The organism is Ignavibacteriota bacterium (assembly GCA_016707525.1).
GTDB lineage: Bacteria > Bacteroidota > Ignavibacteria > UBA10030 > UBA6906 > JAGDMK01.
In genome coordinates this window covers 106,427-131,466 of the sequence record JADJHP010000009.1, presented here as the reverse complement: position 1 = coordinate 131,466, position 25,040 = coordinate 106,427, and the positions used below count along the sequence as shown (strand labels likewise).

At 61.0% G+C, this 25,040-nt stretch carries 24 protein-coding genes and 1 riboswitch; of the genes, 17 read left to right on the top strand and 7 right to left on the bottom strand.

Going from position 1 to position 25,040, the window contains the following annotated elements; translation table 11 throughout:
- Positions 1-21: 21 nt before the first annotated feature.
- From IPI01_15130 to IPI01_15120, 3 genes are all read left to right on the top strand, one after another.
- Positions 22-1,452, top strand: coding sequence for a hypothetical protein (locus IPI01_15130; GenBank protein ID MBK7259101.1), 1,431 nt, complete (start codon positions 22-24; stop codon positions 1,450-1,452).
- Positions 1,452-2,333, top strand: coding sequence for a hypothetical protein (locus IPI01_15125; GenBank protein MBK7259100.1), 882 nt, complete (start codon positions 1,452-1,454; stop codon positions 2,331-2,333). Before IPI01_15130 ends, IPI01_15125 begins: the two co-directional genes overlap by 1 nt.
- Positions 2,334-2,473: 140 nt before the next feature.
- Positions 2,474-3,559: an ATP-dependent 6-phosphofructokinase gene (locus IPI01_15120; GenBank protein MBK7259099.1), complete on the top strand. Its 1,086-nt coding sequence runs from the start codon at positions 2,474-2,476 to the stop codon at positions 3,557-3,559.
- 38 nt (positions 3,560-3,597) lie between these two features.
- Here the strand turns inward: IPI01_15120 and IPI01_15115 are convergent, their stop codons facing one another.
- Genes IPI01_15115 through IPI01_15090 form a run of 6 tightly spaced genes read right to left on the bottom strand, consistent with a single transcriptional unit; the run spans position 3,598 to position 8,437 of the window.
- Positions 3,598-4,512 carry a Fe-S cluster assembly protein HesB gene (locus tag IPI01_15115; GenBank protein ID MBK7259098.1) on the bottom strand — a complete coding sequence of 305 codons (915 nt, stop codon included), beginning with the start codon at positions 4,510-4,512 and terminating at the stop codon, positions 3,598-3,600.
- Positions 4,509-5,030, bottom strand: coding sequence for a hypothetical protein (locus tag IPI01_15110; GenBank protein ID MBK7259097.1), 522 nt, complete (start codon positions 5,028-5,030; stop codon positions 4,509-4,511). Before IPI01_15110 ends, IPI01_15115 begins: the two co-directional genes overlap by 4 nt.
- On the bottom strand, positions 5,005-5,508 hold the full coding sequence (locus tag IPI01_15105) for a DinB family protein (protein MBK7259096.1): 504 nt from the start codon (positions 5,506-5,508) through the stop codon (positions 5,005-5,007). The genes IPI01_15110 and IPI01_15105 overlap by 26 nt, the downstream gene beginning before the upstream one ends.
- 44 nt (positions 5,509-5,552) lie before the next feature.
- The gene (locus tag IPI01_15100) at positions 5,553-7,010 is read right to left on the bottom strand and encodes an OmpA family protein (protein ID MBK7259095.1); all 1,458 of its coding nucleotides are present in this window, start codon (positions 7,008-7,010) and stop codon (positions 5,553-5,555) included.
- Positions 7,011-7,044: 34 nt separating this feature from the next.
- Positions 7,045-7,500: a hypothetical protein gene (locus tag IPI01_15095; protein MBK7259094.1), complete on the bottom strand. Its 456-nt coding sequence runs from the start codon at positions 7,498-7,500 to the stop codon at positions 7,045-7,047.
- Between the two features lie 58 nt (positions 7,501-7,558).
- Positions 7,559-8,437: a DNA-formamidopyrimidine glycosylase gene (locus IPI01_15090; protein ID MBK7259093.1), complete on the bottom strand. Its 879-nt coding sequence runs from the start codon at positions 8,435-8,437 to the stop codon at positions 7,559-7,561.
- A gap of 107 nt (positions 8,438-8,544) precedes the next feature.
- A riboswitch (TPP riboswitch) is annotated at positions 8,545-8,644 on the top strand.
- 77 nt (positions 8,645-8,721) lie between these two features.
- Between IPI01_15090 and IPI01_15085 the strand changes: the two genes are divergently transcribed.
- Genes IPI01_15085 through IPI01_15075 form a run of 3 tightly spaced genes read left to right on the top strand, consistent with a single transcriptional unit; the run spans position 8,722 to position 13,280 of the window.
- The gene (locus tag IPI01_15085; GenBank protein ID MBK7259092.1) at positions 8,722-11,133 is read left to right on the top strand and encodes a TonB-dependent receptor; all 2,412 of its coding nucleotides are present in this window, start codon (positions 8,722-8,724) and stop codon (positions 11,131-11,133) included.
- 15 nt (positions 11,134-11,148) lie between these two features.
- Positions 11,149-11,778 (top strand): thiamine diphosphokinase, encoded by a 630-nt coding sequence (locus IPI01_15080; protein MBK7259091.1) that lies wholly within the window; start codon positions 11,149-11,151, stop codon positions 11,776-11,778.
- A gap of 29 nt (positions 11,779-11,807) precedes the next feature.
- Positions 11,808-13,280 carry a sodium:solute symporter family protein gene (locus IPI01_15075; GenBank protein MBK7259090.1) on the top strand — a complete coding sequence of 491 codons (1,473 nt, stop codon included), beginning with the start codon at positions 11,808-11,810 and terminating at the stop codon, positions 13,278-13,280.
- A gap of 156 nt (positions 13,281-13,436) precedes the next feature.
- Here the strand turns inward: IPI01_15075 and IPI01_15070 are convergent, their stop codons facing one another.
- Positions 13,437-14,804, bottom strand: coding sequence for a sigma-54-dependent Fis family transcriptional regulator (locus tag IPI01_15070; GenBank protein MBK7259089.1), 1,368 nt, complete (start codon positions 14,802-14,804; stop codon positions 13,437-13,439).
- A gap of 122 nt (positions 14,805-14,926) precedes the next feature.
- Between IPI01_15070 and IPI01_15065 the strand changes: the two genes are divergently transcribed.
- From IPI01_15065 to ftcD, 11 genes are all read left to right on the top strand, one after another.
- A complete protein-coding gene (locus tag IPI01_15065; GenBank protein ID MBK7259088.1) occupies positions 14,927-16,024 on the top strand; it encodes an adenosine deaminase in 1,098 nt (365 codons plus the stop codon).
- Positions 16,021-16,524 (top strand): phosphohistidine phosphatase SixA, encoded by a 504-nt coding sequence (sixA, locus tag IPI01_15060; GenBank protein ID MBK7259087.1) that lies wholly within the window; start codon positions 16,021-16,023, stop codon positions 16,522-16,524. The genes IPI01_15065 and sixA overlap by 4 nt, the downstream gene beginning before the upstream one ends.
- A gap of 11 nt (positions 16,525-16,535) precedes the next feature.
- Entirely contained in the window at positions 16,536-17,018 is a 483-nt protein-coding gene (locus IPI01_15055) for an adenosine-specific kinase (protein MBK7259086.1), read from the top strand.
- A 43-nt stretch (positions 17,019-17,061) separates the two neighbouring features.
- A complete protein-coding gene (locus tag IPI01_15050; protein ID MBK7259085.1) occupies positions 17,062-17,436 on the top strand; it encodes a hypothetical protein in 375 nt (124 codons plus the stop codon).
- The gene (locus tag IPI01_15045) at positions 17,433-17,930 is read left to right on the top strand and encodes a hypothetical protein (protein MBK7259084.1); all 498 of its coding nucleotides are present in this window, start codon (positions 17,433-17,435) and stop codon (positions 17,928-17,930) included. The genes IPI01_15050 and IPI01_15045 overlap by 4 nt, the downstream gene beginning before the upstream one ends.
- Before the next feature lie 89 nt (positions 17,931-18,019).
- On the top strand, positions 18,020-19,669 hold the full coding sequence (hutU, locus tag IPI01_15040; GenBank protein MBK7259083.1) for a urocanate hydratase: 1,650 nt from the start codon (positions 18,020-18,022) through the stop codon (positions 19,667-19,669).
- Between the two features lie 59 nt (positions 19,670-19,728).
- Entirely contained in the window at positions 19,729-20,094 is a 366-nt protein-coding gene (locus tag IPI01_15035) for a hypothetical protein (protein ID MBK7259082.1), read from the top strand.
- 256 nt (positions 20,095-20,350) lie between these two features.
- Positions 20,351-21,559, top strand: coding sequence for a serine/threonine-protein phosphatase (locus IPI01_15030; protein ID MBK7259081.1), 1,209 nt, complete (start codon positions 20,351-20,353; stop codon positions 21,557-21,559).
- Positions 21,560-21,572: 13 nt separating this feature from the next.
- Positions 21,573-22,694 (top strand): hypothetical protein, encoded by a 1,122-nt coding sequence (locus IPI01_15025; GenBank protein MBK7259080.1) that lies wholly within the window; start codon positions 21,573-21,575, stop codon positions 22,692-22,694.
- A gap of 52 nt (positions 22,695-22,746) precedes the next feature.
- Positions 22,747-23,994: an imidazolonepropionase gene (locus IPI01_15020; protein MBK7259079.1), complete on the top strand. Its 1,248-nt coding sequence runs from the start codon at positions 22,747-22,749 to the stop codon at positions 23,992-23,994.
- 11 nt (positions 23,995-24,005) lie between these two features.
- Entirely contained in the window at positions 24,006-25,028 is a 1,023-nt protein-coding gene (gene ftcD, locus IPI01_15015; protein ID MBK7259078.1) for a glutamate formimidoyltransferase, read from the top strand.
- The last annotated feature ends 12 nt before the right edge of the window (positions 25,029-25,040 follow it).

The following is a 25,040-nucleotide window of genomic DNA, read 5'->3' as shown; positions in this document are numbered from 1 at the left end:
ACCACCTCCAAGGAGTCCCGTGTGAACCGACGCGAGTTCAACCGGCTGCTCGGCAGAGCAACAGGTGCATTCACGCTTGCCCCCTTTGCTCTGAAGGACCTTGCCTTCCTGAACACGATCCCGCTCGCTGATGATGATCCCTTCGCCCGTTTGCGCGGCGAGCAACCGATGCGTGCGGCGATCCGCATGGAGCGGGGCGGTGCACGGCTTTTCCTGAATGACAACGAGGTCTTCCCCTTCTGGGGCACCAGTCTCCATATGCTTCAGACCGCCGCGAACTATCGCGAGGCGGGGATCACGCTGCTGCATCCGGTGATCGGACTGGAATCGGCGTGGCGGGGTATCAACACGTACGACTGGACGGAGATCGATCGGTTCCTCGGGCGCCTGCTCACGCTGGTCCCTGAGGCATACTTCCTTCCCCGTCTGCAACTCGACACCCCCGAGTGGTGGAAGGACGCGCATCCGGACGAACTGACGGTGTTCGGGCTGCCGACGAAGGAGTCTGAATACAACATCGCCCGCAAGAGAAAGCTCCCGGTGCTCGAGGGTGGATATGTCCTGCGCATCGGTGCGGAGGTCCGCGAAGCGTCGTTCGCCTCCGGCGTGTGGCGCGAGGATACCGCCGCGATGCTGAAGGCATTCATCGGGCACATCGAGGCATCACCCCTGCGGAGCAGGGTGATAGGGTATCATCCCACGACGGGGCGGACCGCGGAATGGAATTACTGCGGTGAGATGAACATGCCGGACTACAGCGCGCCGATGAAGAAGCTCGTCGGAGCCATTCCCGATCCCCTTGCCCGGCGCACCACCACGTATGGCCTCCTGCGGGACCCCGAGAAGGAAGGCGATGTGATGCGGTTCTACACCGCCTACCATGAGGTCATAGCGGATACGGTCATCCATATCTGCCGGGCCATCAAAGAGGCCATGCACAACAGGGTGCTCTGTGGCGTGTTCTATGGCTACGTCACTGAACAACCGCGTTTGCAGGAGGGGGGGTATCTTGCGGCGCGCACGGTGCTCGACTCACCGTACATTGACTACATTGCCTCACCGTATACGTATCAGCCGGGGAATACCACCGATGCACATGGTGTCCGTGTCACCATGACCGATGGCGCCGGGAATGTTCTCGGGCATCCCAGGGGGGTGGCGGGCGACGGCGCGTACCGGATGCCGATGGGGTCCCTGCACCGGCGTGGAAAGTTGTTCATCGCTGAACTGGATCCGAGTACGTACCGCGACACGGTGGCACACGATGTCATCGGTGGCCATGGAGGATCGGGCAGCGGCACGGTGGAGGGTTCTCTCCGCATCCTGCGCCGCGACATCGGGGGTGTTCTGGCGAACGGGGTCGGGGGCTGGCTGTTCGACTTCGGTCCGCTCAATCATGCCCCGAGGGATGGTACTCCGGTGCACCGATCATCAACGAGATACGGGCGTTGATGACCCTTGCCGGGCGCCGGCCTGCGATGGACATCAGCAGCGAGGGGGACATGTGCGTGCTCTTCGATCAACAGAGCTTCAGCGCTACCGCACACTGGCTTGCGGACCTGCCCTGGGAGAGTTACGGGATCAAGTCCACGGACTATATCAATCACTGGTTCGTGAACACGCAGACGCGTTCGCTGCGCCGGATGGGTGCGCCGCTCGATTCGCTCTTCACGTTCGACCTCACCCGGGAGGATGTGAAGAGATACAAGATGATCTTCGCCGTGAATGCTTTCCTGATGAGCGATGAGGATGTGCGTGCGATGCAGGCGAAGCTCCGCGGGAGCGGGACGACGGTCGTGTGGTATTACGCGCCGGCATTCATCACGCCACAGCGTCTGGATCTGAAGCGGATGGAGCGGTTGACGGGATTCCGGTTCAGCGTGAGCGAAGATCCGGGACCGATGCTCATCCGCACCACGATGGCGGGTGCCGGCGACACGCTCGAGGCGGGGTTCGGCGTGAAGGAACATCATTACCCGCGCTTCGTGGTGCGTGACAGGGGTGCAGAAGTGCTCGGCGAGTGGCAGGATGGGCTCGGACCCGCATTCGCCCGCAGAGAGCATGACGGATTCACCTCGGTCTACGTCGGGTCGGCGCCGATCCCTGTGAGGATCCTGTGTGCGCTTGCCGGCAAGGCCGGGGTCCCCCTCTGGAGTACGCGGCACGACATCGTGACGGCCACGCACGATGCAGCGATGCTCGTCGCCACCGATGCCGGTCAGCGCACATTGACCCTCCCACGGCCCATGCGGAGAAGCTCAGGGGGTGATCCTCTCAGGACGCATGACCTCACGCTGGAAACCGGTCAGGTGGAGCTGTTTCTTGCCGGTTGAAGAAGAAAAAGGCTAAAGTTGAGCTGCTTTTTACCGATAATATAAGCGGGTGTCCCTGAGAAGTTGCTTCGTTGCTCGAATAGGTTATATTTCAGGCTGAATATTCCTGACATACAGCAAGCAAGGAGAAAAGGAACGCGATGAAATTGAATCGCATTGGAATTCTCACCGGAGGCGGTGACTGCCCCGGACTGAATGCGGTCATCCGCAGTATCGCAAAACCAGCCATGCGTCACTTCAATGCGAAAGTGATCGGCATCGTGGATGGGTATGAAGGCATGGTGGAGGGCCTCCACCGTGAGCTCACGCCACTCGATGTTACCGGCATCATCAATCAGGGCGGCACCATCCTCGGTACGTCCAACAAAGGGGACCCCTTCCACTTCCCCATGGGAGAGCGCAACAATATCCGCATTGTTGACGCGTCCCAGCAGGTGCTCGACCATTACCGCAACATGAAACTGGACGTGCTGGTGACGATCGGCGGCGATGGCACGCAGATCATCGCCCACAAGCTATCGCAGATGGGCCTGAACGTCATCGGCGTACCCAAGACGATCGACAACGACCTCGAGGCCACGGACATCACGTTCGGCCACGACTCGGCGCGATCGGTCGCGACCGAGGCGATCGACAGGTTGCAGACCACGGCGTCCGCGCATCATCGGGTGATCGTGCTGGAGACCATGGGTCGTTATGCAGGTTGGATCGCCCTCGGGGCGGGCATTGCCGGCGGAGCGGATATCATTCTTATCCCCGAGATCCCGTTCTCGTGGGACAAGGTCTTCGACACGGTGCTCATGCGCAGCCGGGGTGCGAAGTTCAGCATCGTGGTGGTCGCAGAGGGTGCCAAGCCCAAGGGCGGCGAGGTGTCGGTGAAGGAGATGGACAGCAAACGGACGGACCCTGTGCGTCTGGGCGGGATCGGCGAGCTGGTGGCGAAACGGATCGAAGAGGAAACGGGTGTGGAAACGCGCGTGACGGTGCTCGGGCACACACAGCGTGGTGGCAGCCCGACGTCGTTCGACCGCATTCTCGCGACGCGTTTCGGCGCGGCTGCCCTGCAGGCGGCATCGTCGGGAGAGTTCGGCGTCATGACGAGTCTGCAGCGGAACGATGTGGTGACCGTGCCGCTGGCGGATGCTGTCGGCCGTCAGCGTCTTGTGGCTCCGGATTCGCAGTTGGTCTTTGCCGCGCGTGCGGTCGGGACCTGTCTCGGCGACTGAGTCCTTGCTCCATCCAGGAGAATGACAAAAGGCGGGCCTTACGGCCCGCCTTTTGTTCTGAATTTCTCGTCATGCCAGTCTCGCGTCATCTCCAGCCAGAACATCAACCCCCTCCACTGGCCATACTTCTCATAGAAGCGTTCGATCCGCGCATCACTGACGTTCCGGCCACGTGCATGCAACGTCCGCCATTGCTTGCGCACCCAGGAATCCAGGCCGAGGTGTTCATACCGTCCTGCAAGCCGGAGGAGATTGCCGGCCGCGTACGGTCCGATGCCCCGCACCGTACACATCGCATCGAAGAGTTCTCCGGTGCCGATGGTTGTTGTGCGCCATGATTCGATCGGCAGGCGGCCGGAAGCGACCGCAGTGGCGAGTTCGAGCAGGGCGGGGGAGCGATATCCCGTGGAGCATTCTCTGCGGAGTGTCGCCTCGGTCGACCCTGCGATCAACGTTGCATCGGGGAATGCCGTGAGCGCACCGTCGGTGGGGCCGAACCTCCCCACGATGCCACGCACCATCTGCACCGTGAGTGCCCATGTACAGTTCGTCGTGCAGATCATCTTCACGGCGTCCTCGAAGACCGTGGGTGCGCGGAGAAGCCGTCCGGCATGATGGCGTGCGATCCAGCGGTAGTCCGGTAGGCGGCGCATGGCACGATAGAATCCGGAAAGATCCTCATCCAGGCGCAAGCACGTCCCGAGCGTTGCGCGCAGTTCTTTGCGGTGTGTGGCCGACAGAAGAGTTGTCGATGTGCATCGGACACGCACACCTTCTCTGGCAGCGCGCATCTCGCACCCGACGATCGACCCATCGGTCAGACGGAGGACGCGTGAGAGCGTCTGGTTCGCACGATCGGAGGCGAAGGGGAGGAGATCGTACCAGCCATGGCTGTAGGCGGTGCGCCAGAAGGAGAAGTTGCGGGGCGTGCGAAGGAGGAAGGTTCCGCTCATGAAGCGAGGATCTTCTCGATCAGCATGTGCGGCCCCATAGGATCAAGATTGATCCCTTCCTTGTCCATCTCCAGGATATACGCGAGAACCTCCTGCCAGGAGCCCATCGGGCTCACGATATCGGCGACCGTCTCCATGCGCCGGCGGAGATCCTCTTCCGGTGGGTCCCATGGGGCGGGTGATCCAAGTTTCATCTCGAAGCGCGCGATGAGGACCGCGGTCCAGAGGCGCCGATCGTCCGCTTCCGGGAATTGCTGGTGCATGGTTTCGAGGATCGCTTCCTGGGAGCGGACGATGGCCCACGGGGTGGTAGCGATCGCGGCGAGGAATCCATCCTCGCGCATATGGAGCGTGAGGCGGAGTGTTTCCAGTTCCTCCAGCTTTTCTTCCGGAGGGCGGATATGTTCTGGCAGGACTTGATACCACCGTGGCTTCAGGAACACGATCGTGCCGTTGTCGTTGAACTGTGTGGAGTGGCCGGCCTGCCGTGCATCAGATGGCCGGGGCCTGCATGCCATACGCGGCCCATTCCTGCTGGGCGGGGCCGTAGATGCCGGGGATGCTCAATCCGAGGAGGCGCATCACCACCGTCATCTGCGCGCGGTGATGGATCTGATGGGTGATAAGGACGGTGAGTGTCTGGCTCCGCGTCCACTTCTCCCCGTACATGTCGTCCTGTACCTGCAGCGTCTCATCGGTCCAGTTCTTCTTGATCTCTTCCAGGAGAGAGATCGCTGCAGTGCTGTAGGCGTCGAAGATCTCCTTCGCAGTCGCCGGGATGGGTGCATCGGGAGCAGGTCCGGCAGGATGGATCCCCGTACGCTCGGCCATTTCCGGCATGGAGGTCACGATGTGCCAGGCCAGGCGTCCGAGCGTACGGACATCCTTGTGCACCACCTGCGTCAACGACGCCGTCGTGATGTGTTTGAAGATCTTCTGGGTGGCTTCCATCTCCGTGGCCCAGCCACGTTCAAAATCCGCAATCGTCCTGATCATGTTCAATTCCCCTCAACCATTGTTCTTTGTCGATGCTCTTTTCTCTACTTGACCGCCCATTCCGGCACGATGATGATATCGATCCTCCGGTTCTTGGCCCGCCCGTCCTCGGTATCGTTCGAGGCGACCGGTTTGCTTTCGCCGAAGCCCTGGGAGACGATCGGAAAGTTGCCGCCCATGTTGGCACGCAGGTATTCGGCCACGGCGAGGGCCCGGCTTTCGGAGAGCTTCTGATTCGCATCGTCGCTTCCGCGCGAATCCGTGTGGCCTTCCACCGATACCTGCGAGCGTCCGAATTTACGTATGGCTTCCTGGACCTTCGTCAGCAATCCGAAGTACTGCGGATCGATGGTATTCCTGCCGGGAGGGAAGGTGAGTCCGTACAGGCGGATGATCCCGTTCTGTCCATCGCGGAGTACCATGCCTTCTTGTTTGGTGAACATGGCGGAGACCACCGTGAACGTCTCCTCCTGGCGCTTCTGGATCTCGATGCGGCGCTTCAGTTCCCGTTCGGCTTCCGTGAGGGAGCCGAGGCGGCTTTCCATCGAGGCGATCTGTTGTTTGAGCGTTACGATCTCTTCTTCCTGCCGCTTGATCGTCCCGCGCTCCCGGGCCGTTTCCGCTTCGCGCTTATTGATCTCCGCGGTGAGCGCATTCACCGCAGCGTCGGGGCCGCCGTCGAAGCGTGCCGTCATATCCAGGGCTTTCCCCACCGTCGTGAGGTAGCCTTCGTAGGTCGTGATCAGGTCTTCGAGCGTACGTTCAGATTTCTTGAATGCAGTGATCGACTGGAAGAGTGTGATGGCGTGCTGGCCTTCGTACTTCGCTTCCTGGGCGAGTTGGCGTGCCTCGTCGGTATCGTAGCGGTTGGACTTGAGGAGCTCTTCGGCCTGGCGGATCAGCTTCTCGGTCGCAGTGATGGTGGCCGGAGCACTCTCCCGTGCATCCATCTCGTCCGCCTTATCCACGAGAGCACGGGCGGGCCCCAGGTAGTTCGCTTTGATCGCTTCCAGTTCCGCGGTCCTGTACATTCCCTCCGCCTCCCCTGCTCGTGCTTTGGCGTCGTTCATGTCGCCGTCTTCAAGGTCCATGGCGGCTTTCTTCAGTTGCTCTTCGGCCTTCGTCCACGGCTCAGGCGAGAACCGCGCCGCTTCGGCGCTGATGGCATCGCCGCGGGCATTCATGACGGCTGCGAACGCGACCTGACCGACCTTACACACCTCAAGGGTGCGCTGGAAATAGCCGTTCGCCTCGGTCAGGGTCTCGCGGATCCCTTCAAGGTCCTTTCCCTTCTTGAGGGCCGCCTCGGCGTCCTGATAGGCTTCCATCGCCTTTTCGTATTGGGTCGGAGCGTAGAGATGCGCGTTCCCGGCCTTTGCTGCTTCGAGCAGTTTGTCGGTCTCCCCGAACAGTTGCGCGCGGATGGCATCCTGTCCGAAGGCAAAAACCGTGCACATCACGGACAGGAGAACAAGGGTACAGATCACAGTCAGACTGCGCATGCGATCCTCATGGTTAAGAGTGGACGGCCGTTGGTCAGCCCTCGGTCCCGGTGAAGAGGGATTGGAGATTCAGTGTCGGCACCCGCGACCTGCTCGCGAGCGAAACATACCGGCGGGCGAGGGTATCTTTCCCCACGCCGAGGACCGTGCTGATGAGTCCGAGTGCTTCGGCATACGCTTCCGGCGGGAGTTCTTTGAGGATGCGGACCCAGATGGCCTCTTCGAGCACATTAAAGGCTGTCTGCACTTCCCAGAGATCGAACCCGGATTCAAAGCGCTCCCGGGCGATCCCTTCGGCGTGAGCGATCATGGGCCCCAGGTTCCGTTCCGCTGCGGCGCGCACCGTGAGCGTGAAAAGGGCTTTCAGGCGGTGGTGGGTATTCTCGCTGCCGGCCTTTTCGTAGCTATGCAGGTGCGCACGCTGGATCGCATCGCCGGCATCCCGCAGGATATCGTCAGCGTCGCGCGTCAATAGATCATGGAGGTTCATGGTCGGACTCCTGGCAGGAACGGGTGCTCGTATTGCTCAAAGATACGGTGAATCCGCCTTATTCGCAATCCGCTCCGGGGGCCGCCGGTGGTGGGAGTGTGCTCCAATCGACGAACACCTTGCGGCGGGCCGGCTGGCAGGTGGGGCAAAAAAAGACGTCGTAGCCGCGGACGCCCTCGCGGCGAATGATCGTGCCGCATTGCAGGCAGGGTTGTCCCTTCCGGTTGCGGACCTTCATATGGTCGCGCACTTTGATGTGGATGGGCTGGTTCGCCGCGGCGACCGCGCGGACCCCATCGGTCATCACTCCGGCGACCGCCGTATGGAGTTTCTGCAGATCCTCTCCGGTCAGGGATGCGACGATGGTCTTGGGGTGGATCCCCGCCGCGAACAGGATCTCGTCCGCGTACGCATTCCCGATGCTGTTCAGGATGGTGTGGTCGTTGATGAAGACCCGGACCTGTTTCCGGGAATGTTCCTTCGCCGCGGCCGCGAGCGCATCCAGAGTGAATGAGGGATCCATGATGGGAAGCCCGAGCTTCGTGAAATTCGGGATCGAGGTGTAGACGCCCGAATGCACGAAGTAGATCTTCATCATCTTCTGCTCGTCACAGATGTTCAGGCGTGTGCCGTCCGACAGGTGCAGGACCATGCACAGATGGCCGAGGGTCTTGTCCGGCTTCCGCTGGTGCTGGATGCGTCCGGCCAGCATGAGATTCATGATGAGCTCCAGTGTGGAGCTGATCGTGAAGCGGATGAACGGTCCGTGGACGTTCACCGCGGTGATCGCGAGGGACTTGAGGATGAATTCCGGGGGATCGCCGACGGCATTGCGGAGGACGATGGGCTGCCGCAGTTCCGCGGCAGTAATGGTCTGCCCGACCACGTGTGCGCGGAGGTACTTCTGCATATGGAGGAGATCGGGGAGTTCCGGCATCCGGGTTCAGTTCTATGATCGTGATCGGTAGTGTGCCGGACAAATGTGCGGAGAATGCAGGAGGTTGTCAAGACTTGCTTCTGAGGATGTATTCCGGTACCATAGGGCGTTACCGTTAGGGGTGTCCCGCCCACAGTGCGGGACTGAGATCACACCCTGGAACCTGATCTGGGCCATACCAGCGTAGGGAAACGGATGCAGTCGTGTTCTTCCGCCATGCACGCCGTTTCTCCCGAAGTCCTCTACCGGAGAAGCGGCGTATTGTTTTTTGTAGGGAGGAAGAGATGAAACGAAAACTGCTCTGCGTCATGCTGATGCTCTCTGTTGGGGGAGCGCTGGCAGGAACGGTACGGGTGACCGTGCGGGATGGCGAACATCGCCGCCCGCTGGCCGGAGCCCATTGTACCATCGGTGTCGCATCGATCGCCGGTGAAACCGACAGCACCGGTCGGTGCGTGCTCACGGGTGTTCCGGCAGGCCTCACCACCCTGCGCACGACATTCGTCGGGTACGTCCCGTCCCTCTCGGGCATCACCGTGACCGAGGATGTGGCGGTCGACGTGACCGTGGTGCTCATGCCCACGGTTCTGCCGGGCCAACCGATGACGGTCACCGCCACGCGCGGACGCGAGCGGGAAACCCCTGCGGCCTTTTCGACCCTCGAAGGGCAGTCGCTGCGCGAGCGACATACCGTGCAGGATATTCCGGCACTGCTCGCAGAACTCCCCTCCACGACCTACTACTCCGAGAGCGGCAACGGGATCGGGTACACCTATCTGAACATCCGCGGGTTCGATGCGCGTCGCATCGCGGTGATGGTGAATGGCATCCCCCAGAACGATCCCGAAGACCACAATGTCTACTGGCTGGATCTTCCGGATATTGCCGGGAGCGCCCAGGACATTCAGGTCCAGCGTGGTGCCGGCAGCTCGTTCTACGGCCCACCTGCCATCGGAGGTTCGGTGAACCTCGTCACCTCCCATCTCGGGCGTGAACGGTCGTTGCATCTGCTCGCGGGGATCGGGAGTTACAACACGCGGAAATACTCGGCGGCATTTTCTTCCGGACTCATTGAGAACACGTATGCCATGCATGCGCGTCTCTCCAAGATCATGAGCAGCGGGTATCGCGACCGCGCATGGGCCGACTTCAACAGCTATTTCCTCGGATTCGCGAGGTACGATGCGACGATGACCACGCAGGTGCACATCTATGGCGGGCCGGTCTCCGATGGGCTCGCGTACTATGGCATCCCGAAATCCGACGTGCAGGACCGCGACCGCCGCCGCGCCAATCCCATTGCCAGGCCGGAAGAGATCGAGAATTTCTCCCAGCCGCACTATGAGCTTCTCCATGAATGGCACCTCACACCCGCCCTGACCCTGAACTCCACTGCCTTTCTTGTCCTTGGGGAGGGGTTCTTCGACTATGACGGAACCTGGGCGCCGTACTCGTACTATCGCATCACACGGGACAACGGTTTCCAGATCGCTGGTGATCCCGATACGCTCTATCTCCCGGGAGCGCTCATCCGCGCGAAGGTGGAGAACCGGCAGTGGGGATTCCTCCCGCGCCTCACGTGGAAGCATGGGACCGGAGAAGTGATCGTTGGCGGTGAAGTACGGTTGCACCGTTCGCAGCACTGGGGGCGTGTGCAGTGGACACAAGAGTTGCCGGTGGGGGTTCCGCTGGACCACCGGTACTATGAGTACCGCGGAGCGAAGGACATGGGGTCGGCCTATGTTCATGTGATCCAGGACCTGCCATCGGACATGACGGTCATGGCCTCGCTCCAGTATGCGTACAACCGGTACCGCCTCTATGATGAGAAATTTCTCGGGAACGACTTTGCGGTCCCCTATCACTTCCTGAATCCCCGGGTGGGTCTCAACCTGAATCTCGACCCGTCGTGGAATCTCTACACGAACATCGGCTACACACAGCGGGAACCCCGGCTGAAGAATCTCTACGATGCTGCCGAAGCGAGCACACCCGCCTCGTGGGGGGGCGTGGCCCCGCAGTTCGCGCAGGATGCGGCCGGGAGGTTCAATTTCGTCGATCCTCTGGTCACGCCCGAGGCATTGTTGGATGTCGAGCTCGGTGGCGGCTATACGAGTGATGATGTGCGGCTTTCGGTGAACCTGTACTGGATGGAATTCACCGACGAGATCGTGAAAAGCGGTCAGGTGGACCGGTTCGGGCAACCGATCACCGGCAATGCGGCACGGACGCGGCATCTGGGGATCGAGGCGGGAGGACGTGTGCGGATCGTCGAGGGGTTGGATGTTGAGGCCCATGCGACCCTGAGCCGGAACTCGTTCATCCGGCACAGGGATTACTCGAGAGGGAGCGCTCAGGCCCTGGACGGCAACCCTATCGCGGGGTTCCCATCCTTCCTTGCCAATATGCGGCTGGCACACCGTCACGGACCATTTTCTTTTTCGCTTTCCGCTCGGTACATTGGCAAGCAGTACACCGACAACTTCCAGGACGAAGCCCGCACGGTGGACCCGTTCTTCGTTGCCGATGCCGCGAGCTCGTGGCTTTTCCGTGGCATCCTACAAGATGTGGACGTTGAAGCAAAGGTCCAGGTGAACAACATCTTTGACACGTTGTACGCTGCGTATGGTGAAGGCGATCAGTTCTTCGTGGGTGCGGAACGCAACGCATATTTCCAGATCGCGATCATGCTCTGACAGGAGGAGCATCTCATGACCACGCTGCTCATTTGCAATGGTGAACCGCCGTCCCGCGGTCTCGTGCGGCGGATGCTGACGCGGGCCGACCGTATGGTTGCCGCCGACGGCGGTGCCAATGCCGTCCGTGCGGTCGGACTCGTGCCTGACCTCATTCTCGGCGACCTCGACTCGGTGACGCCCGCCACGCGCCGTGTTTTTGCGAAGGTGCCGACCATCCGCATCCCGAGTCAGGACAACACTGACCTCGAGAAGGCACTGGACCACTGTGCTGCCGAGGGCGACACGGCGATGATCATCGCAGGGGCGACGGGACGCAGGTTGGATATGACCCTGGCGAACCTGTCCGTGTGCTGGCACTATCTGCCGGATATGGATATCTGCTTCGTCGGTGAGGATTGGTATGCTGTGCCGATCACCGCTACGCGGAAGTTCACTGCGCCGTCCGGCACCACCGTCAGTCTTGTGCCCTTCGGCACGTGTTCCGGCGTCACGCTGCGCGGGCTCCGGTACCCGCTGGTGGAGGGTACGCTCCGCACCGGTGATGTTGCGGTGAGCAATGTGGTCCGCGGACGTTCGTTCTCCGTGAACATCAAGCATGGCCGTTTGATGGTGCTTGTGCTCGCGCGCTTCGGAGATCACTGAATGGTCCTGGCCAGGTGCGGACGGGGACGATGATCCATTTCTCCGGGTGGGACATCGCGGTGGTCGTGTTGTACGTGGCAGGCGTGCTCGGGATCGGTTGGTATGCGGTACGGCGCCAGCGCGCACGTAGCGCGGCGGAATTCCTGCTCGCCGGGCGCTCCCTGACCGTCCCGGTCTTCGTGATGACGCTTGTGTCCACGTGGTACGGAGGCATCCTCGGTGTGGGGGAGTTCACGTACTCTGTCGGCATTGCCACCTGGGTGATGCAGGGCGTGCCGTACTACATCTTTGCCATTCTGTTTGCATTCCTTCTTGCGGGACGGATCCGCTCTGCCGGAGGGATCACCATCCCCGACCGTCTCGAGCAGGTGTATGACCGGCGGACTGCGTTCCTGGGGGCGTGGCTGACCTTCCTTCTCATGACGCCGGCTCCGTATGTGTTGATGATCGGCGTGCTCATCCAGATGATCACCGGGTGGGGGTTGCCGCTGTGCATCCTCAGCGGTACGATCGTCACAGGTGTGTTCCTGCTCGCCGGCGGATTCCGGGCCGATGTGTATACGGATGTGTACGAGTTCATTCTGATGTTCGCCGGGTTCGGGCTCATTCTTCCGTTCGCCGTGCATGCGTATGGTGGATGGGATTTCCTTGCCGCCCATCTTCCGCCATTGCATCTGACGTGGCACGGCGGGTCGTCGCCGCAATTCATCATCGTTTGGTTCTTCATCGCATTGTGGACGCTCGTCGACCCATCCTTCTACCAGCGTTGTGCCGCAGCGTCATCGCCTGACGTTGCACGAAGAGGGATCCTGTGGTCCGTGCTCTTCTGGGTGATCTTTGACATGATGACCGCGACCGTGGGCTTGTATGCGCGCGCAGCATTGCCCGGGATCACGCAGCCGGTGATGGCGTATCCGCTGATCGCTGAAGCGCTTCTGCCGCCGGTGGCGAAAGGGTTCTTCTTTGTGGGGTTGCTCGCGACGATGATGTCCACGCTCAACACCCTGATGCTGGTGTCGGGGACCATGCTCGGGCGTGATATGGTTCGGTTGATGAGGGGCTGGAGAGAACAGGGCAGCACGGTGTATGGAGCAGGGAGTACGGAGCACGAGGCGGGTCTCCAGGACGGGGAGGAGGCGGGGAAGCATGAGCGGCGGCGTGTGCAGTGGGGGATGGTCGTAAGTGCGGTGCTCGCCATCGGTCTTGCGCTCGCCGTGCCTTCGGTGATCAAGCTCTGGTATGTGATCGGTACCACGCTTGTTCCCGGCTTGCTGGTGCCGCTCGTCACGTCATACTTCGACGATCTGCGTGTGGACGCGCGGACGGCATTTTACGCGATGCTTGGTGGGTGGTTGACCTCGCTGATCTGGATGCTTGCGGGTTGGCAGTTGCAGTATGGCAGTGCCGAGTCGTACCCGTGGGGCATCGAACCGATGTTCCCGGGGTTGGCGGTCAGTGTGGCGGTGTGGATGTGGGGGAAGATGAGGGCGAGAACGACGTAGGGGGCCGTGCATGCGGCCCCTCACACGGATGGAATGTCGTGAAACGTATAGGAGCGGTGCATCTATTTGCAGCCGTCAGCAGATGGGATGCCGTAAAACATGTAGGGGGCCGTGCATGCACGGCCCCCTACGGATGAAATCCGATGTGCGTCGGTGTTACCCGAGTTTGATCTGATACTGTTGGATCTTGGTATACAGCGTCTTCAGGCTGATCCCCAGTACCTTGGCGGATTCGGCCTTGTTCCCGCGGAAGCTCCGCAACACCCCTTCGATGTGGTAGCGCTCGATCTCTTTGAGTGCCACCGCCGTCCCGATCTTCTGGTCGCCCGATGTGCTGGCAGGAAGGGTCATGGGTGCATTGGGCAGCGACAGGTCGACCGGTTCGATCAAGTTGTTCCGGCAGAGGATCGCCGCGCGTTCGATCACATTCTCCAGTTCGCGGATGTTCCCCGGCCAATCGTACTCGATCAGGATCTCCAGCGCCTTCTGGGAGATGGTCGTCTTCACCTTCGTTTTCATCCGGTTGGCGAGGAACGATGCGACCAGCAGGGGGATATCCTGCTTCCGCTGGCGGAGTGGCGGGATCTCGATGGTGATGACATTGAGGCGGTAGAGCAGGTCCTCGCGGAAGCGGCCCTCGCGCACCTCGTCCTTCAGGTTCTTGTTCGTTGCCGAGAGGATGCGGACATCGGCGTTCAGTGTGGTATTCCCGCCCACCCGGCGGAACTCACCGCTCTGGATGAAGCGGAGGATCTTGGGTTGGACCACCGGGCTGATATCGCCGATCTCGTCCAGGAACAACGTCCCGTTGTTGGCGATCTCCACGATACCGGGCTTGGTGGCGCGGGCATCGGTGAAGGCACCTTTCTCGTGTCCGAACAGTTCGCTTTCGATGAGTGTATCGGGGATCGAGGCACAGTTCAGCGTCACGAACGGAGCGTTCGCGCGGAGACTGTTCTTGAAGATGAAATTGGCGATAAGTTCTTTACCGGTACCGCTGTTACCCTGGATAAGGACCGTCGATTCGGTCGGGGCAACCTTTGCTGCGATCTCGAGCACCTTCTGGAAGGCCTCGCTCTTGCCGACCATTTCCTGCGTCCCCTGCAGGCGGTCCAACTGGTCCTTCATCAGGAAGTTATCGATCATCAGTTGCCGGCGCTCGATGGCGCGTCCGATGGTCGTCAGGAGTTCGTCGGCCGTGGTCGGTTTGGTGATGAAATTGTAGGCCCCCAGGCGCATGCATTCCACGGCCGTCTTGACGTCCGACGTGCCCGTGAGCATGATCACTTCGATGCCCGGGTGGTTATTCTTGATGAATTTCAGCACCTCGATGCCGTCCACCTTCGGCATACGGATATCGAGCAGGACCACGTGGTAGAGCTTTGTCTGGACCGCGTTGATCGCTGCCACGCCATCGGCGGCGGTATCAACGGCGTAGCCTGCCGTGCCGATCAGCGATGAGAGCAGATATCGGAAGGTTTCCTCGTCATCAACGACGAGGACGGATGTATCTTTTTTGGACATACGTGTTGGCCCTGTTTTTCCCCCTGCTTATATAGAGAAAACCCCTTTCAAAATCAACCTTTCATTGATTTTTACCCCTTCAGTTGTTATTTTGGCAAATGTCCAACCTCTCTATCTCTCCTATGCGCATTACAGAGCAGTTTATCCGCACTCTTCCCAAGGTTCTTCTCCATGACCACCTCGACGGAGGACTCCGTCCGAAGACCATCATCGAGCTTGCCCGGGAGATCGGGTATACGGGTCTTCCGACTACGGATCCCGGTGAGCTGGCTGAATGGTTCCACCGGGGGGCCCAACGGGGAAGTCTCCCGCTGTATCTTGAGGGATTCGCCCATACCTGCGCGGTGATGCAGACCGAGGAAGGCCTGGAGCGGGTCGCCTATGAGATGATGGAAGATATGAAGAACGACGGCGTGGTCTATGTGGAGACCCGGTTCGCTCCCGTCTTTCATACGGAACGTGGCCTCCACCATGACGACGTGGTCAACGCGGTGCTCCGCGGGCTGGAGCGCGGCAAGAAAGATTTCGGGGTCGAGTTCGGCGTGATCATCTGTGCCATGCGCAACATGAAGCTTTCGCTGGAGATGGCGGAGCTGGCGGTCGATTTCCGTGAGCGCGGCGTGGTCGGATTCGATCTTGCGGGGGAGGAAGGCGGCTATCCGCCGAAGAAGCACGTCGATGCCTTCCACTACATCCAGCGCGAGAATTTCAATATCACCGTCCATGCCGGGGAAGCATTCGGCAAGGAAAGTATCTGGCAGGCATTGCAGTGGTGCGGCGCCCACCGTATCGGCCATGCCACGCGCCTGATCGAGGATATCGGACTCGACAAGAAGAACAAGAACAAGATCGTGCGCATGGGATACCTTGCGCAGTACGTCCTCGACAAGCGCCTGCCGCTGGAGATCTGTCTGACCAGCAACGTGGACACGGGTGCGGTAAAGAGTCTCGAGGAGCATCCGTTCGGCGTCTACCACAAGTACAAATTCCGCGTCACGCTCAACACCGATGACCGGTTGATGAGTGCGACCACCATGACGAAGGAATACAAGATCGCGCACCAGGTCTTCAAATTGACACTTGATGATCTCGAGAAGCTGACCATCAACGCGATGAAGAGTGCGTTCCTGCCGTACAATAAACGCATCGGGATCATCTACGACGTCATCAAACCGGGGTATGCCGCGGCCCGGAAGAGGTTCGCAAAGGGGAAGGCATGAACGTCTATATCGTCCGCCATGGGGATGCCAGGGCGATAGGCGGGGCGATCACTTCGGACAGCGAGCGGCCGCTCTCGCCACAGGGAGAAAGCGATATCCGGTTGATGGGGCAGGTGCTGGCGCGGATGGAATCGGCGACGCCGACATTGATCTCCAGTCCGCTGCTGCGTGCCAGGATGACCGCGCTGTTGCTGGGGGAGCCGTACGGGACGTTGCCGGCCCCGCAGTTGTGGGATGAGCTCGCGCCCGGAGTGCAGTTCAAGGCTGTCGTGTCCCGGCTTCAATCGACCGGTGCATCCTCCGTTGTTCTCGTCGGCCATCAGCCGGACATGACGCACCTGATCGCATTCCTCATCGCGGATGCGGCGACGGAGATCGTCATGCCGCCGGGAGCCATGGCATCGCTCATGCTGCCTCGTGGTGCGGGGGCCGGGGCGGCGCGGCTGCAGTGGTTGCTCACGCCTGACCTCGTCAGGGCACTCATTCCCACGAAGGGATGAAGGAACGCGTTATGGACCTGTCCATCGTCCAGATCGAGAAACCCGCCGAGATGAATTTCATCCTCGGCCATTCGCACTTCATCAAGACCGTGGAAGATCTGTATGAGGCGATCGTCCAGACCAACCCGGCGATGAAATTCGGCCTTGCATTCTGTGAAGCATCGGGGCCGTGCCTCGTGCGCCATGCAGGCAATGAGGAACGTCTGGTGAAGATCGCCTGCGAGAATGCCATGCGGCTTGCCGCCGGGCACAGCTTCATCATCTTCATGGAGCAGGGCTTCCCGGTGAACATCCTGAATGCGATCAAGAATGTGCCGGAGGTCTGCCGCATTCATTGCGCGACAGCGAACCCCACCTCCGTGATCATCGCTTCCACGGACCAGGGGCGCGGGATCCTTGGCGTGATCGACGGTGAGAAGAGCAAGGGGATCGAAGGTCCTGAAGACATTGCGCAACGCAGAGCGTTCCTCCGGATGATCGGCTACAAGATGTGAAGGATCCAGACAGACCACTACACTGTGAACAAGGAGAGAAGCCATGAAGACCGCACGCGTTCCCCTCATCATGCTCATGCTTGTGGCACTCGTCGTTGCGTTCGGGTCTGCGGATGCTCTCGCGCAGAAGAAGAAGGCCGTGACCCCTCCGCCCGCGGCTGAACCGCAGCGCCCCGCCGCACCGCCACAGGTCACGGGCAAGTCCGGTGTCATGATCAAAGACGTCCTTGCACGGTTCAAAGGTGAGCACACCACCATCGGCATCCTGAAGGCCGTCGAAATGGACCACTTCATCGTGGATGAGGATGGGACCGAGACCATCTTTCCGATCGCGGCGATCCGCTCCATCAGGATCCTGAAGATCGACGAGGACAGCCAGGACGAGAATCCCCCGAAACTTGAGATCAAACTCCAATGAGCACAGTCCTGCGTACCACGATCGTGTGCTGCGGCCTGACCGCACTGTTGATCGCCGGGTGCGGTCCTTCGGAAGAGGCTGTTCGCCGGATCGTGCATCAAGAGATCACCTCTGCGGCGGCGCGTTCGTATCATGCGCCGACGCCGGTGATCGGGCCCTATAGTCCGGCCGTCAAGGCGGGGCCTCTCGTATTTGTCTCCGGCCAGATCGCGCTCGTCCCCTCAACCGGCGCGATGCTTCAAACGGACATCGAAGCGGAGACACGTCAGGTCCTCGCAAATGTGAAGACCGTTCTTGCTTCTGCCGGTTGCGAACCCGCGGACGTGGTGAGTGCGACGGTCTACCTGAAGGATATGAACAACTACGCCAGGGTGAACGCCGTCTACGGGACATTCTTCCCCGAAGGGAAGTATCCCGCGCGGGTGGCAGTAGAAGTGGCGAGGTTGCCGAAGGATGCGAACGTAGAGATCAGTGTGATAGCGGTGAAGCAGTGAAGGGTTGAGCGTGAAGCGTGAAGAGTGAAGCGTGAGTGAAGAGTGAAGAATGAGAAGTAAGGCAGAAGGAAAGCGCTGAGGCAACATTTATGGGTCCGCAAGTGATCAGGGCGCCGAGAGGGACGACGCTGAGCTGCAAAGGGTGGATACAGGAAGCCGCCCTGCGTATGCTCATGAACAATCTCGATCCCGACGTCGCTGAACGCCCGCAGGATCTGATCGTCTATGGCGGGGTCGGGAAAGCGGCGAGGAACTGGGAGTGCTATCATGCGATCGTCCGCTCGCTCCGCAGCCTGGAGAACGATGAGACCCTGCTCGTCCAGTCAGGCAAGCCCGTCGCCGTGTTCCGCACACACGAGAATGCCCCGCGTGTCCTGATCTCCAATTCGATGCTTGTCCCGAAGTGGGCAACATGGGATGAGTTCCGACGTCTGGAGGGCCTCGGCCTGACGATGTACGGCCAGATGACGGCCGGAAGCTGGATCTACATCGGCACGCAGGGGATCCTGCAGGGGACGTATGAGACCTTTGCTGCCGTCGCTGATCGGTCCTTCGGTGGTACCCTTGCAGGGCGCCTGCTCGTGACCGCGGGGCTTGGCGGCATGGGTGGTGCCCAGCCGCTGGCAGCAACAATGAACGGTGCCGCATGTCTGGCCGTTGAAGTGGACCGGTCACGCATCGAGCGGCGCCTGGCGACAGGATACGTCGATGAGATGGCGGAGACCCTCGACGAAGCGCTGCTGGTCCTCCAGACCGCACGTGAACTGAAGCAGCCGCGGTCGGTGGCATTGCACGGCAATGCTGCCGAGGTCCTTCCGGAACTTCTGCAGCGTGGGATCAAGGTGGATATCGTCACGGACCAGACCTCGGCACACGACACTCTGCATGGATACGTGCCCGCCCACATGAGCTATGAAGAAGCGATCGCGCTGCGCGCATCCGGGCCGGCGCGGTACGTCGAACTCGCGCGCGCATCGATCGTGGAGCACGTGGAGGCGATGCTGGGGCTGATGAAACGCGGGGCCGTGACCTTCGATTACGGCAACAATATCCGCGGTGAAGCGCTCTCGGCGGGCTGCACCAACGCGTTTGACATACCGGGCTTCGTCCCGGAGTATATACGTCCATTGTTCTGCGATGGCAAGGGGCCATTCCGGTGGGCTGCGCTCTCGGGCGACCCGGAGGACATCTACCGTACCGACCGTGCGGTGCTCGAGGCCTTCCCGGAGAACGCCGCTCTGCGGCGGTGGATCGAGAAGGCGCGCAAGCAGGTGCATTTCCAGGGACTCCCCGCGCGTATCTGCTGGCTGGGGTACGGCGAACGAGCAAAGATGGGTGCCATCTTCAATGACCTGGTTGCCCGAGGTGAGGTCAAGGCGCCGATCGTGATCGGCCGCGACCATCTGGACTGCGGATCCGTGGCCTCGCCGAACCGGGAGACGGAGAAAATGCTGGACGGCAGCGATGCCATTGCGGATTGGCCCATTCTCAATGCCCTCCTGAACACGGCGGGCGGAGCGAGCTGGGTTAGCCTCCATCACGGCGGCGGCGTCGGCATGGGGCTTTCCATCCACGCAGGCATGGTCGTGGTGGCCGATGGAACCTCCGCGGCCGCGGCGCGGTTAGAGCGTGTATTGACGTATGACCCGGGTATGGGTATCGTCCGCCACGCTGATGCCGGCTATGAGCAGGCCCGGCAGAATGCCCGGCTGCATGCGATCTCCATGCCGTCTTTGTGACGGGATCATACAGGACCTTCACACTTTCATCCCAACGTACACTAGCTCTGGAGGTGGTAATGCACGGATTCGGTCATATCGAGATACCGTCGACGAATTTCAAACGCACGAAGAAGTTCTTCGGCACAGTGTTCGGTTGGACGTTCACGGACATTCCGGACATGGACTATGTGATCTTTCGCGCGGGGGAGCCACCGAACGGCGGCTTCTATATGGTCAAGAAGATGCCGAAAAAGGCGCAGGTGAACGTGTACATCGAGGTCGAGGACATCGATGCGAAGTTGAAGGAGATCAAGAAGGCCCGTGGCAAGGTGCTCGTGAAGAAGACCGAGATCCCGGGTATGGGATGGTGGGCACAGTTCGAAACCCCCGATGGGTGCTTCATGTCCCTCTGGCAGGCCCCGGCAAAGGGCGATGCCCAGTAAGGAGAATGATCCCGGAACAGGTGATGGGCATGAACAGCGGGTGCCGGCCGAGAGCGGCCTGTGCACCCGCTGTTCGTTCGTCCGGATCACCACCTCGTCCCGCGGTTCGGCCTTCGTGCGGTGCGAGAGATCGCGCCAGGACCCTGCTTTCCCCAAATACCCCCGCCTCCCGGTGCGGACATGTCCGGGATTTGAAGCATCCCATGGGCCGGACGGACAACCCGCGTGATCTTTTTCCGTATATTGATGTACCATCATGATAGACCCGATCCGCTTTAAACGCCTTCTTATCCAGATCCTCAAGCTCCTGATCATCATCGAACTGATCGGTGCGCTCCTCGTTGGCCTGTCCGGCGGCGGGTGGGGCCGTTTCGGGAACGACCTTGTCATTGCCGGCATTCTGTACATCACGTGGGACCGGATCACCGCGCTGTTGCGCGAGAGGAAGGCGCTGGCACGTGAGCGTGTGGAGCGGGCGGGCACCGACCTCCGTATCCGTGATGCTTTGCTCTTCTCCGTGCTCTGGAGCGATGAGATCACGAACGAGATCCCCGAGGACCGGCGGCGGATGGTCATCGCTGCGTACACGCTCATCGCGGCCGGACTGGTCCTTGCCTACGTCCAGATCGGGGCCGGACTCATGTCTCTCGTGATCTCCGGCGTCGTGGTCCTTGGTGGCGTCAACCTTCTGGCGTGGCTGGTCTCTCTTGAACGCGAAGGGAAGGAAACGCTGCAGACCGAACTCCGGCTGGCCCACGAGGTTCAGGTCTCGTTGATGCCCGAGAAGCAGCCGGTGCTGGAAGGATATGATATCGCCGGGATGTCGTTGCCGGCACAGGAAGTGGGTGGCGACCTGTTCGATTTTGCGTCGCCCGAGCACACGGAGGGCCTGTGCGTGTCCGTCGTGGACGTTTCGGGCAAGGGGATGCAAGCCGCCATGGCGGCGGTGTTCACCAGCGGTGCGCTTGCCAGCGAAATGAAGCGGTACACAACGCCGGCGGAGATCCTCACCGACCTGAACAGTGCGGTCTTTCATCATTCCCGCCGCGGGCATTTTGTGGCGTTCCTGTCCGGCTGCCTCTCCCCGCATGATCGCATCTTCACGTTCGCGAATGCCGGACAGACCAAGCCTCTTCTTCGCAGGGGGGCGACGGTGCAATGGCTCGATGGCAATGGGCCGCACTTTCCGTTGGGGATGCAGGCGGGGACCATCTACGACATTTGCCGCGTGGAACTCCAGCAGGGCGATATCCTGTTCCTTCTGACGGATGGCTTCACGGAAGCGATGAATGAGGCGCGTGAATCATTCGGGCCGGAGCGCGTCGAGCAGGCGGCCGCCGCAGATGACATCGGCGCGCTGAGTGCCGCGGAGATCCTGACGCGCCTTACCACCCAGGCCCAGGCATTCGCCGGGAACGCCGCGCAGCACGATGATATGACCCTCGTTGTCATCAAGGTCCTCTGAGAGGCAGAACCGCATGATGTTGCGCACCACCCTGCTTGCCCTTCTCCTCTGCGCCGCCCCGATCCTGCGGGCGCAGCCGCATGCGCAGTTCAACCTCTTCCTCGACCTGAATTATACCTCGGCGGAAAAGACCGTTGAGTTGTACGAAGGACTGTCCGGCCGCCCATCCGACATCGCGGCGCTCCGCGGGAGCCAGCTCTCTCTTGCGGTCACCGCCATGCTCGCCCAGAAGCATCTCACCACAGGGCACCTTGAACAAAGCCTCGAAGCGGCGAAGTTCAATCAGAGTGACGGCGACGACGATTTCCGGATGCGCCCTGCGCGTGCGGCGGTGCGCCAGATCCGGGAACTCCTGGATGCCGTGCGCCGGCGCAACTTCGGGCAACGTGTCATCAGTACGGTAGAGCAGCTCTTCCCTGCGGATGCCCGGGTGAACGCACGCATCCCGATGTACTTCGTGGCGTTCGGTCATCAGAACATCGATGCGTTCGTGGTGCGGATCAACTGGGAAGGAGATGTTCCGCACCCTGCCGCTGACAATGAAGGTGAACCGGTGATCGTGGTGAACCTTGCGCGGGCGGTGAACTACGGGACATCGGTGGATGAGTGCTTCGTCGGACTGCTCAGCGTTGTCGCGCATGAAGTGTTCCATGCGGCGTTCGAGGTGTACAAGCGTGGCTCACCGTTCTGGCAATCGTATTATGCCGTCGACCTCCCACCGTTCGATGAGCTTCTGGACCTGGCGCACAACGAAGGCGTCGCGTACTATCTGTCCCTGATCCAACGGACCGGTGGCCGGCTGCCCACCGACGGGCTCGAACGGGCACAGTCATCGATGCACACCTTCAATGCCATGTGCGCCGAACTGCTTTCGCAGCGGACACCTCCCGGACGGGCGGCCGAGATCCTCCGGCGTGCCAACACCTCCGGCTACTGGGAAAGCTACGGATCGATCACCGGCATGATCGTTGCCCGCCAGATCGACCAGTCCCTCGGGCGCGTGGCCCTTGTTGAGACCCTCCGCAATGGGCCGCGAGCATTCTTCCGGACCTATCTCCAACTGATGAAGCAGGACCGCGGTATCCCCCAGTTATCCCCTCTCGTCCAACAGGAATTGGCCCGTCAGGACCGGTGACCGCCCCCCGTCCGGTTGAAGTTCCTGTGGAGTTTTGGTATCTTCGAGTATTGTGGACCTCTTCATCAGGAATATCCGCCAATTGGTGACCGTTGCGGCGCACGGGAAACGTGCGCTGACCGGACCAGCAATGAACGACCCCGGGCTGATCGTCGATGCCGGTGTGCTCTGCCGGGACGGGAAGATCGCATGGGCGGGCCCCATGGCGGCCTTTCCCGGGTTGGCGGGTGAAGACGTACCCGAGATCGATGCTACGGGGCGCGTCGTGCTGCCCGGGTTCGTCGATTCGCACACGCATATGATGTTCGCGGGTGACCGTGCGGAGGAATTCGGGATGCGGTCACAGGGGGCGACGTATCAGGAGATCGCCGAACAGGGTGGTGGGATCCTCAGCACGATCCGGCATGTCCGCGCCGCGACGAAGAAAGAATTGAAACGCTCCACATCGCGCCATCTCATGGCGATGATGAAACACGGCACCACGGCCGTGGAGATCAAGACAGGCTACGGCCTGTCCATGGACGCTGAGGTCAGAATGCTCGAGGGCATTCATGAGCTCGGTGAAGAGGAGATGGCCACGGTGGTCGGCACATTTCTCGGGGCCCATGCGGTGCCGCCGGAATTCACGTCCGACCCCGAAGCGTACGTGCGGCTGATCATCGATACGATGATCCCGTATGCCGGCAAGCGGTCGCTGGCAGCGTTCTGCGATGTGTTCTGTGAGCGGGGGTACTTTGACGCGCGTCAGACCGAAGAGATCCTTCTGGCCGGCAAGGCGCACGGCATGTTGCCGAAGATCCACGCGGAGGAACTCACGCACCAGGGAGGTGCCGAACTCGCAGGCCGCATTGGTGCCGTGTCCGCTGACCATCTCGAGAAGATCAGCGCTCAGGGCATCGAGGCGTTGAGGCAGGGGGGGGTGGTCGCGGGGCTCCTGCCGGGTGTGTCCTTTTTTCTGAACCACGGGTATGCGCCTGCCCGGGCCATGATCGACGCAGGTGTCGCCGTCGCCATCGCCTCGGATTTCAATCCCGGGTCGTGTATGTCGCACTCGATGCCGATGATGATGACCATTGCCTGCACGCACATGAAGATGACGCCGGCGGAGGCGTTGGTCGCATCGACGCTGAACGGTGCTGCCGCGCTGAACCTCTCTGCCACGCATGGCAGCATCGAGGTCGGCAAGCAGGCCGATCTGCTCGTCGCGGACATTCCGGACTACCGGTATCTGGCATATCATTTCGGCGCGAACCATATCCGTCATACCATAAAGAACGGCACCATTCTTGAGATCCCGTGAACAGGACGTCGATGGCAGCGATCGTTGAATGTGTACCCAATTTCAGTGAAGGACGCGACCGCGAGGTGATCGCGAAGATCGGGGATGCCGTCCGGGCGATCGCCGGCGCTACATTGTTGAGTGTGGAGCCGGACAAGGATTACAACCGGACGGTCGTGACGTTCGTTGGCACGCCGGAGGCGGTGGTCGAGGCTGCGTATGAGGCAACGAAGGCCGCGGCCATGCATATCGATATGCAGAAACAGTCCGGTGAGCATCCGCGGATCGGAGCGACGGATGTCGTCCCGTTCGTCCCTGTGTCCGGTGTGACGATGGGAGAATGTGTCGCGCTCGCGAAGCAGTACGGGCGCCGCGTCGGCGATGCATTGAAGATCCCGGTCTACCTGTATGAAGAGGCGGCATCGCGTCCCGAACGCCGGAATCTGGCGAACGTCCGGAAAGGCGAATACGAGGGATTGGCCGAGAAGCTGAAGGATCCCGCGTGGATTCCGGACTTCGGCCCGGCGGTGATGAATGTGCGGTCGGGTGCGACGGTCACCGGCGCACGTTTCTTTCTTGTTGCATACAACGTGAATCTCAAGACCAACGATCAGAAGGTCGCGCAGGAGATCGCGCTGCGGATCCGTGAAAGCGGACGGCTGAAGAAGGATGCGCAGGGGAATCCGGTGCTTGATGCATCGGGACAGAAGGTGAACATCCCGGGGACGTTGAAGGCTGTCAAGGCCATGAAAATGTTGCTGGAAGCGCACAACATCGCCCAGGTGTCGATCAATCTGGTGAACTACACGGTGACGCCGCCGCACGTGGCGTTCGAGGAAGTGAAACGGCAGGCGGCGACGATGGGCGTTGAGGTCACCGGCAGTGAGATCGTGGGTCTCACCCCGTTGGACGCACTGCGTATGGCGGGGGCGTTCTACGCCCCTGGAACAGGTGACGATGCGACTCTGGTCGCGGCCGCGGTAGAGCGGTTGGGCCTGAGCCAGCTTGAACGATTCGATCCGAACAAGAAGGTCATCGAGTATCAACTCTCCTGAGGGAAGGACGAT

What these genes read in the sequence shown, in the direction of transcription:
- IPI01_15125 (MBK7259100.1), top strand. Translation starts at nt 1,452, where the DNA reads ATGACCCTTGCCGGGCGCCGGCCTGCGATGGACATCAGCAGCGAGGGG.
- IPI01_15120 (MBK7259099.1), top strand. Translation starts at nt 2,474, where the DNA reads ATGAAATTGAATCGCATTGGAATTCTCACCGGAGGCGGTGACTGCCCC.
- IPI01_15115 (MBK7259098.1), bottom strand. Translation starts at nt 4,512, where the DNA reads ATGAGCGGAACCTTCCTCCTTCGCACGCCCCGCAACTTCTCCTTCTGG.
- IPI01_15110 (MBK7259097.1), bottom strand. Translation starts at nt 5,030, where the DNA reads ATGGCATGCAGGCCCCGGCCATCTGATGCACGGCAGGCCGGCCACTCC.
- IPI01_15105 (MBK7259096.1), bottom strand. Translation starts at nt 5,508, where the DNA reads ATGATCAGGACGATTGCGGATTTTGAACGTGGCTGGGCCACGGAGATG.
- IPI01_15100 (MBK7259095.1), bottom strand. Translation starts at nt 7,010, where the DNA reads ATGCGCAGTCTGACTGTGATCTGTACCCTTGTTCTCCTGTCCGTGATG.
- IPI01_15095 (MBK7259094.1), bottom strand. Translation starts at nt 7,500, where the DNA reads ATGAACCTCCATGATCTATTGACGCGCGACGCTGACGATATCCTGCGG.
- IPI01_15090 (MBK7259093.1), bottom strand. Translation starts at nt 8,437, where the DNA reads ATGCCGGAACTCCCCGATCTCCTCCATATGCAGAAGTACCTCCGCGCA.
- IPI01_15085 (MBK7259092.1), top strand. Translation starts at nt 8,722, where the DNA reads ATGAAACGAAAACTGCTCTGCGTCATGCTGATGCTCTCTGTTGGGGGA.
- IPI01_15080 (MBK7259091.1), top strand. Translation starts at nt 11,149, where the DNA reads ATGACCACGCTGCTCATTTGCAATGGTGAACCGCCGTCCCGCGGTCTC.
- IPI01_15075 (MBK7259090.1), top strand. Translation starts at nt 11,808, where the DNA reads ATGATCCATTTCTCCGGGTGGGACATCGCGGTGGTCGTGTTGTACGTG.
- IPI01_15070 (MBK7259089.1), bottom strand. Translation starts at nt 14,804, where the DNA reads ATGTCCAAAAAAGATACATCCGTCCTCGTCGTTGATGACGAGGAAACC.
- IPI01_15065 (MBK7259088.1), top strand. Translation starts at nt 14,927, where the DNA reads ATGCGCATTACAGAGCAGTTTATCCGCACTCTTCCCAAGGTTCTTCTC.
- sixA (MBK7259087.1), top strand. Translation starts at nt 16,021, where the DNA reads ATGAACGTCTATATCGTCCGCCATGGGGATGCCAGGGCGATAGGCGGG.
- IPI01_15055 (MBK7259086.1), top strand. Translation starts at nt 16,536, where the DNA reads ATGGACCTGTCCATCGTCCAGATCGAGAAACCCGCCGAGATGAATTTC.
- IPI01_15050 (MBK7259085.1), top strand. Translation starts at nt 17,062, where the DNA reads ATGAAGACCGCACGCGTTCCCCTCATCATGCTCATGCTTGTGGCACTC.
- IPI01_15045 (MBK7259084.1), top strand. Translation starts at nt 17,433, where the DNA reads ATGAGCACAGTCCTGCGTACCACGATCGTGTGCTGCGGCCTGACCGCA.
- hutU (MBK7259083.1), top strand. Translation starts at nt 18,020, where the DNA reads ATGGGTCCGCAAGTGATCAGGGCGCCGAGAGGGACGACGCTGAGCTGC.
- IPI01_15035 (MBK7259082.1), top strand. Translation starts at nt 19,729, where the DNA reads ATGCACGGATTCGGTCATATCGAGATACCGTCGACGAATTTCAAACGC.
- IPI01_15030 (MBK7259081.1), top strand. Translation starts at nt 20,351, where the DNA reads ATGATAGACCCGATCCGCTTTAAACGCCTTCTTATCCAGATCCTCAAG.
- IPI01_15025 (MBK7259080.1), top strand. Translation starts at nt 21,573, where the DNA reads ATGATGTTGCGCACCACCCTGCTTGCCCTTCTCCTCTGCGCCGCCCCG.
- ftcD (MBK7259078.1), top strand. Translation starts at nt 24,006, where the DNA reads ATGGCAGCGATCGTTGAATGTGTACCCAATTTCAGTGAAGGACGCGAC.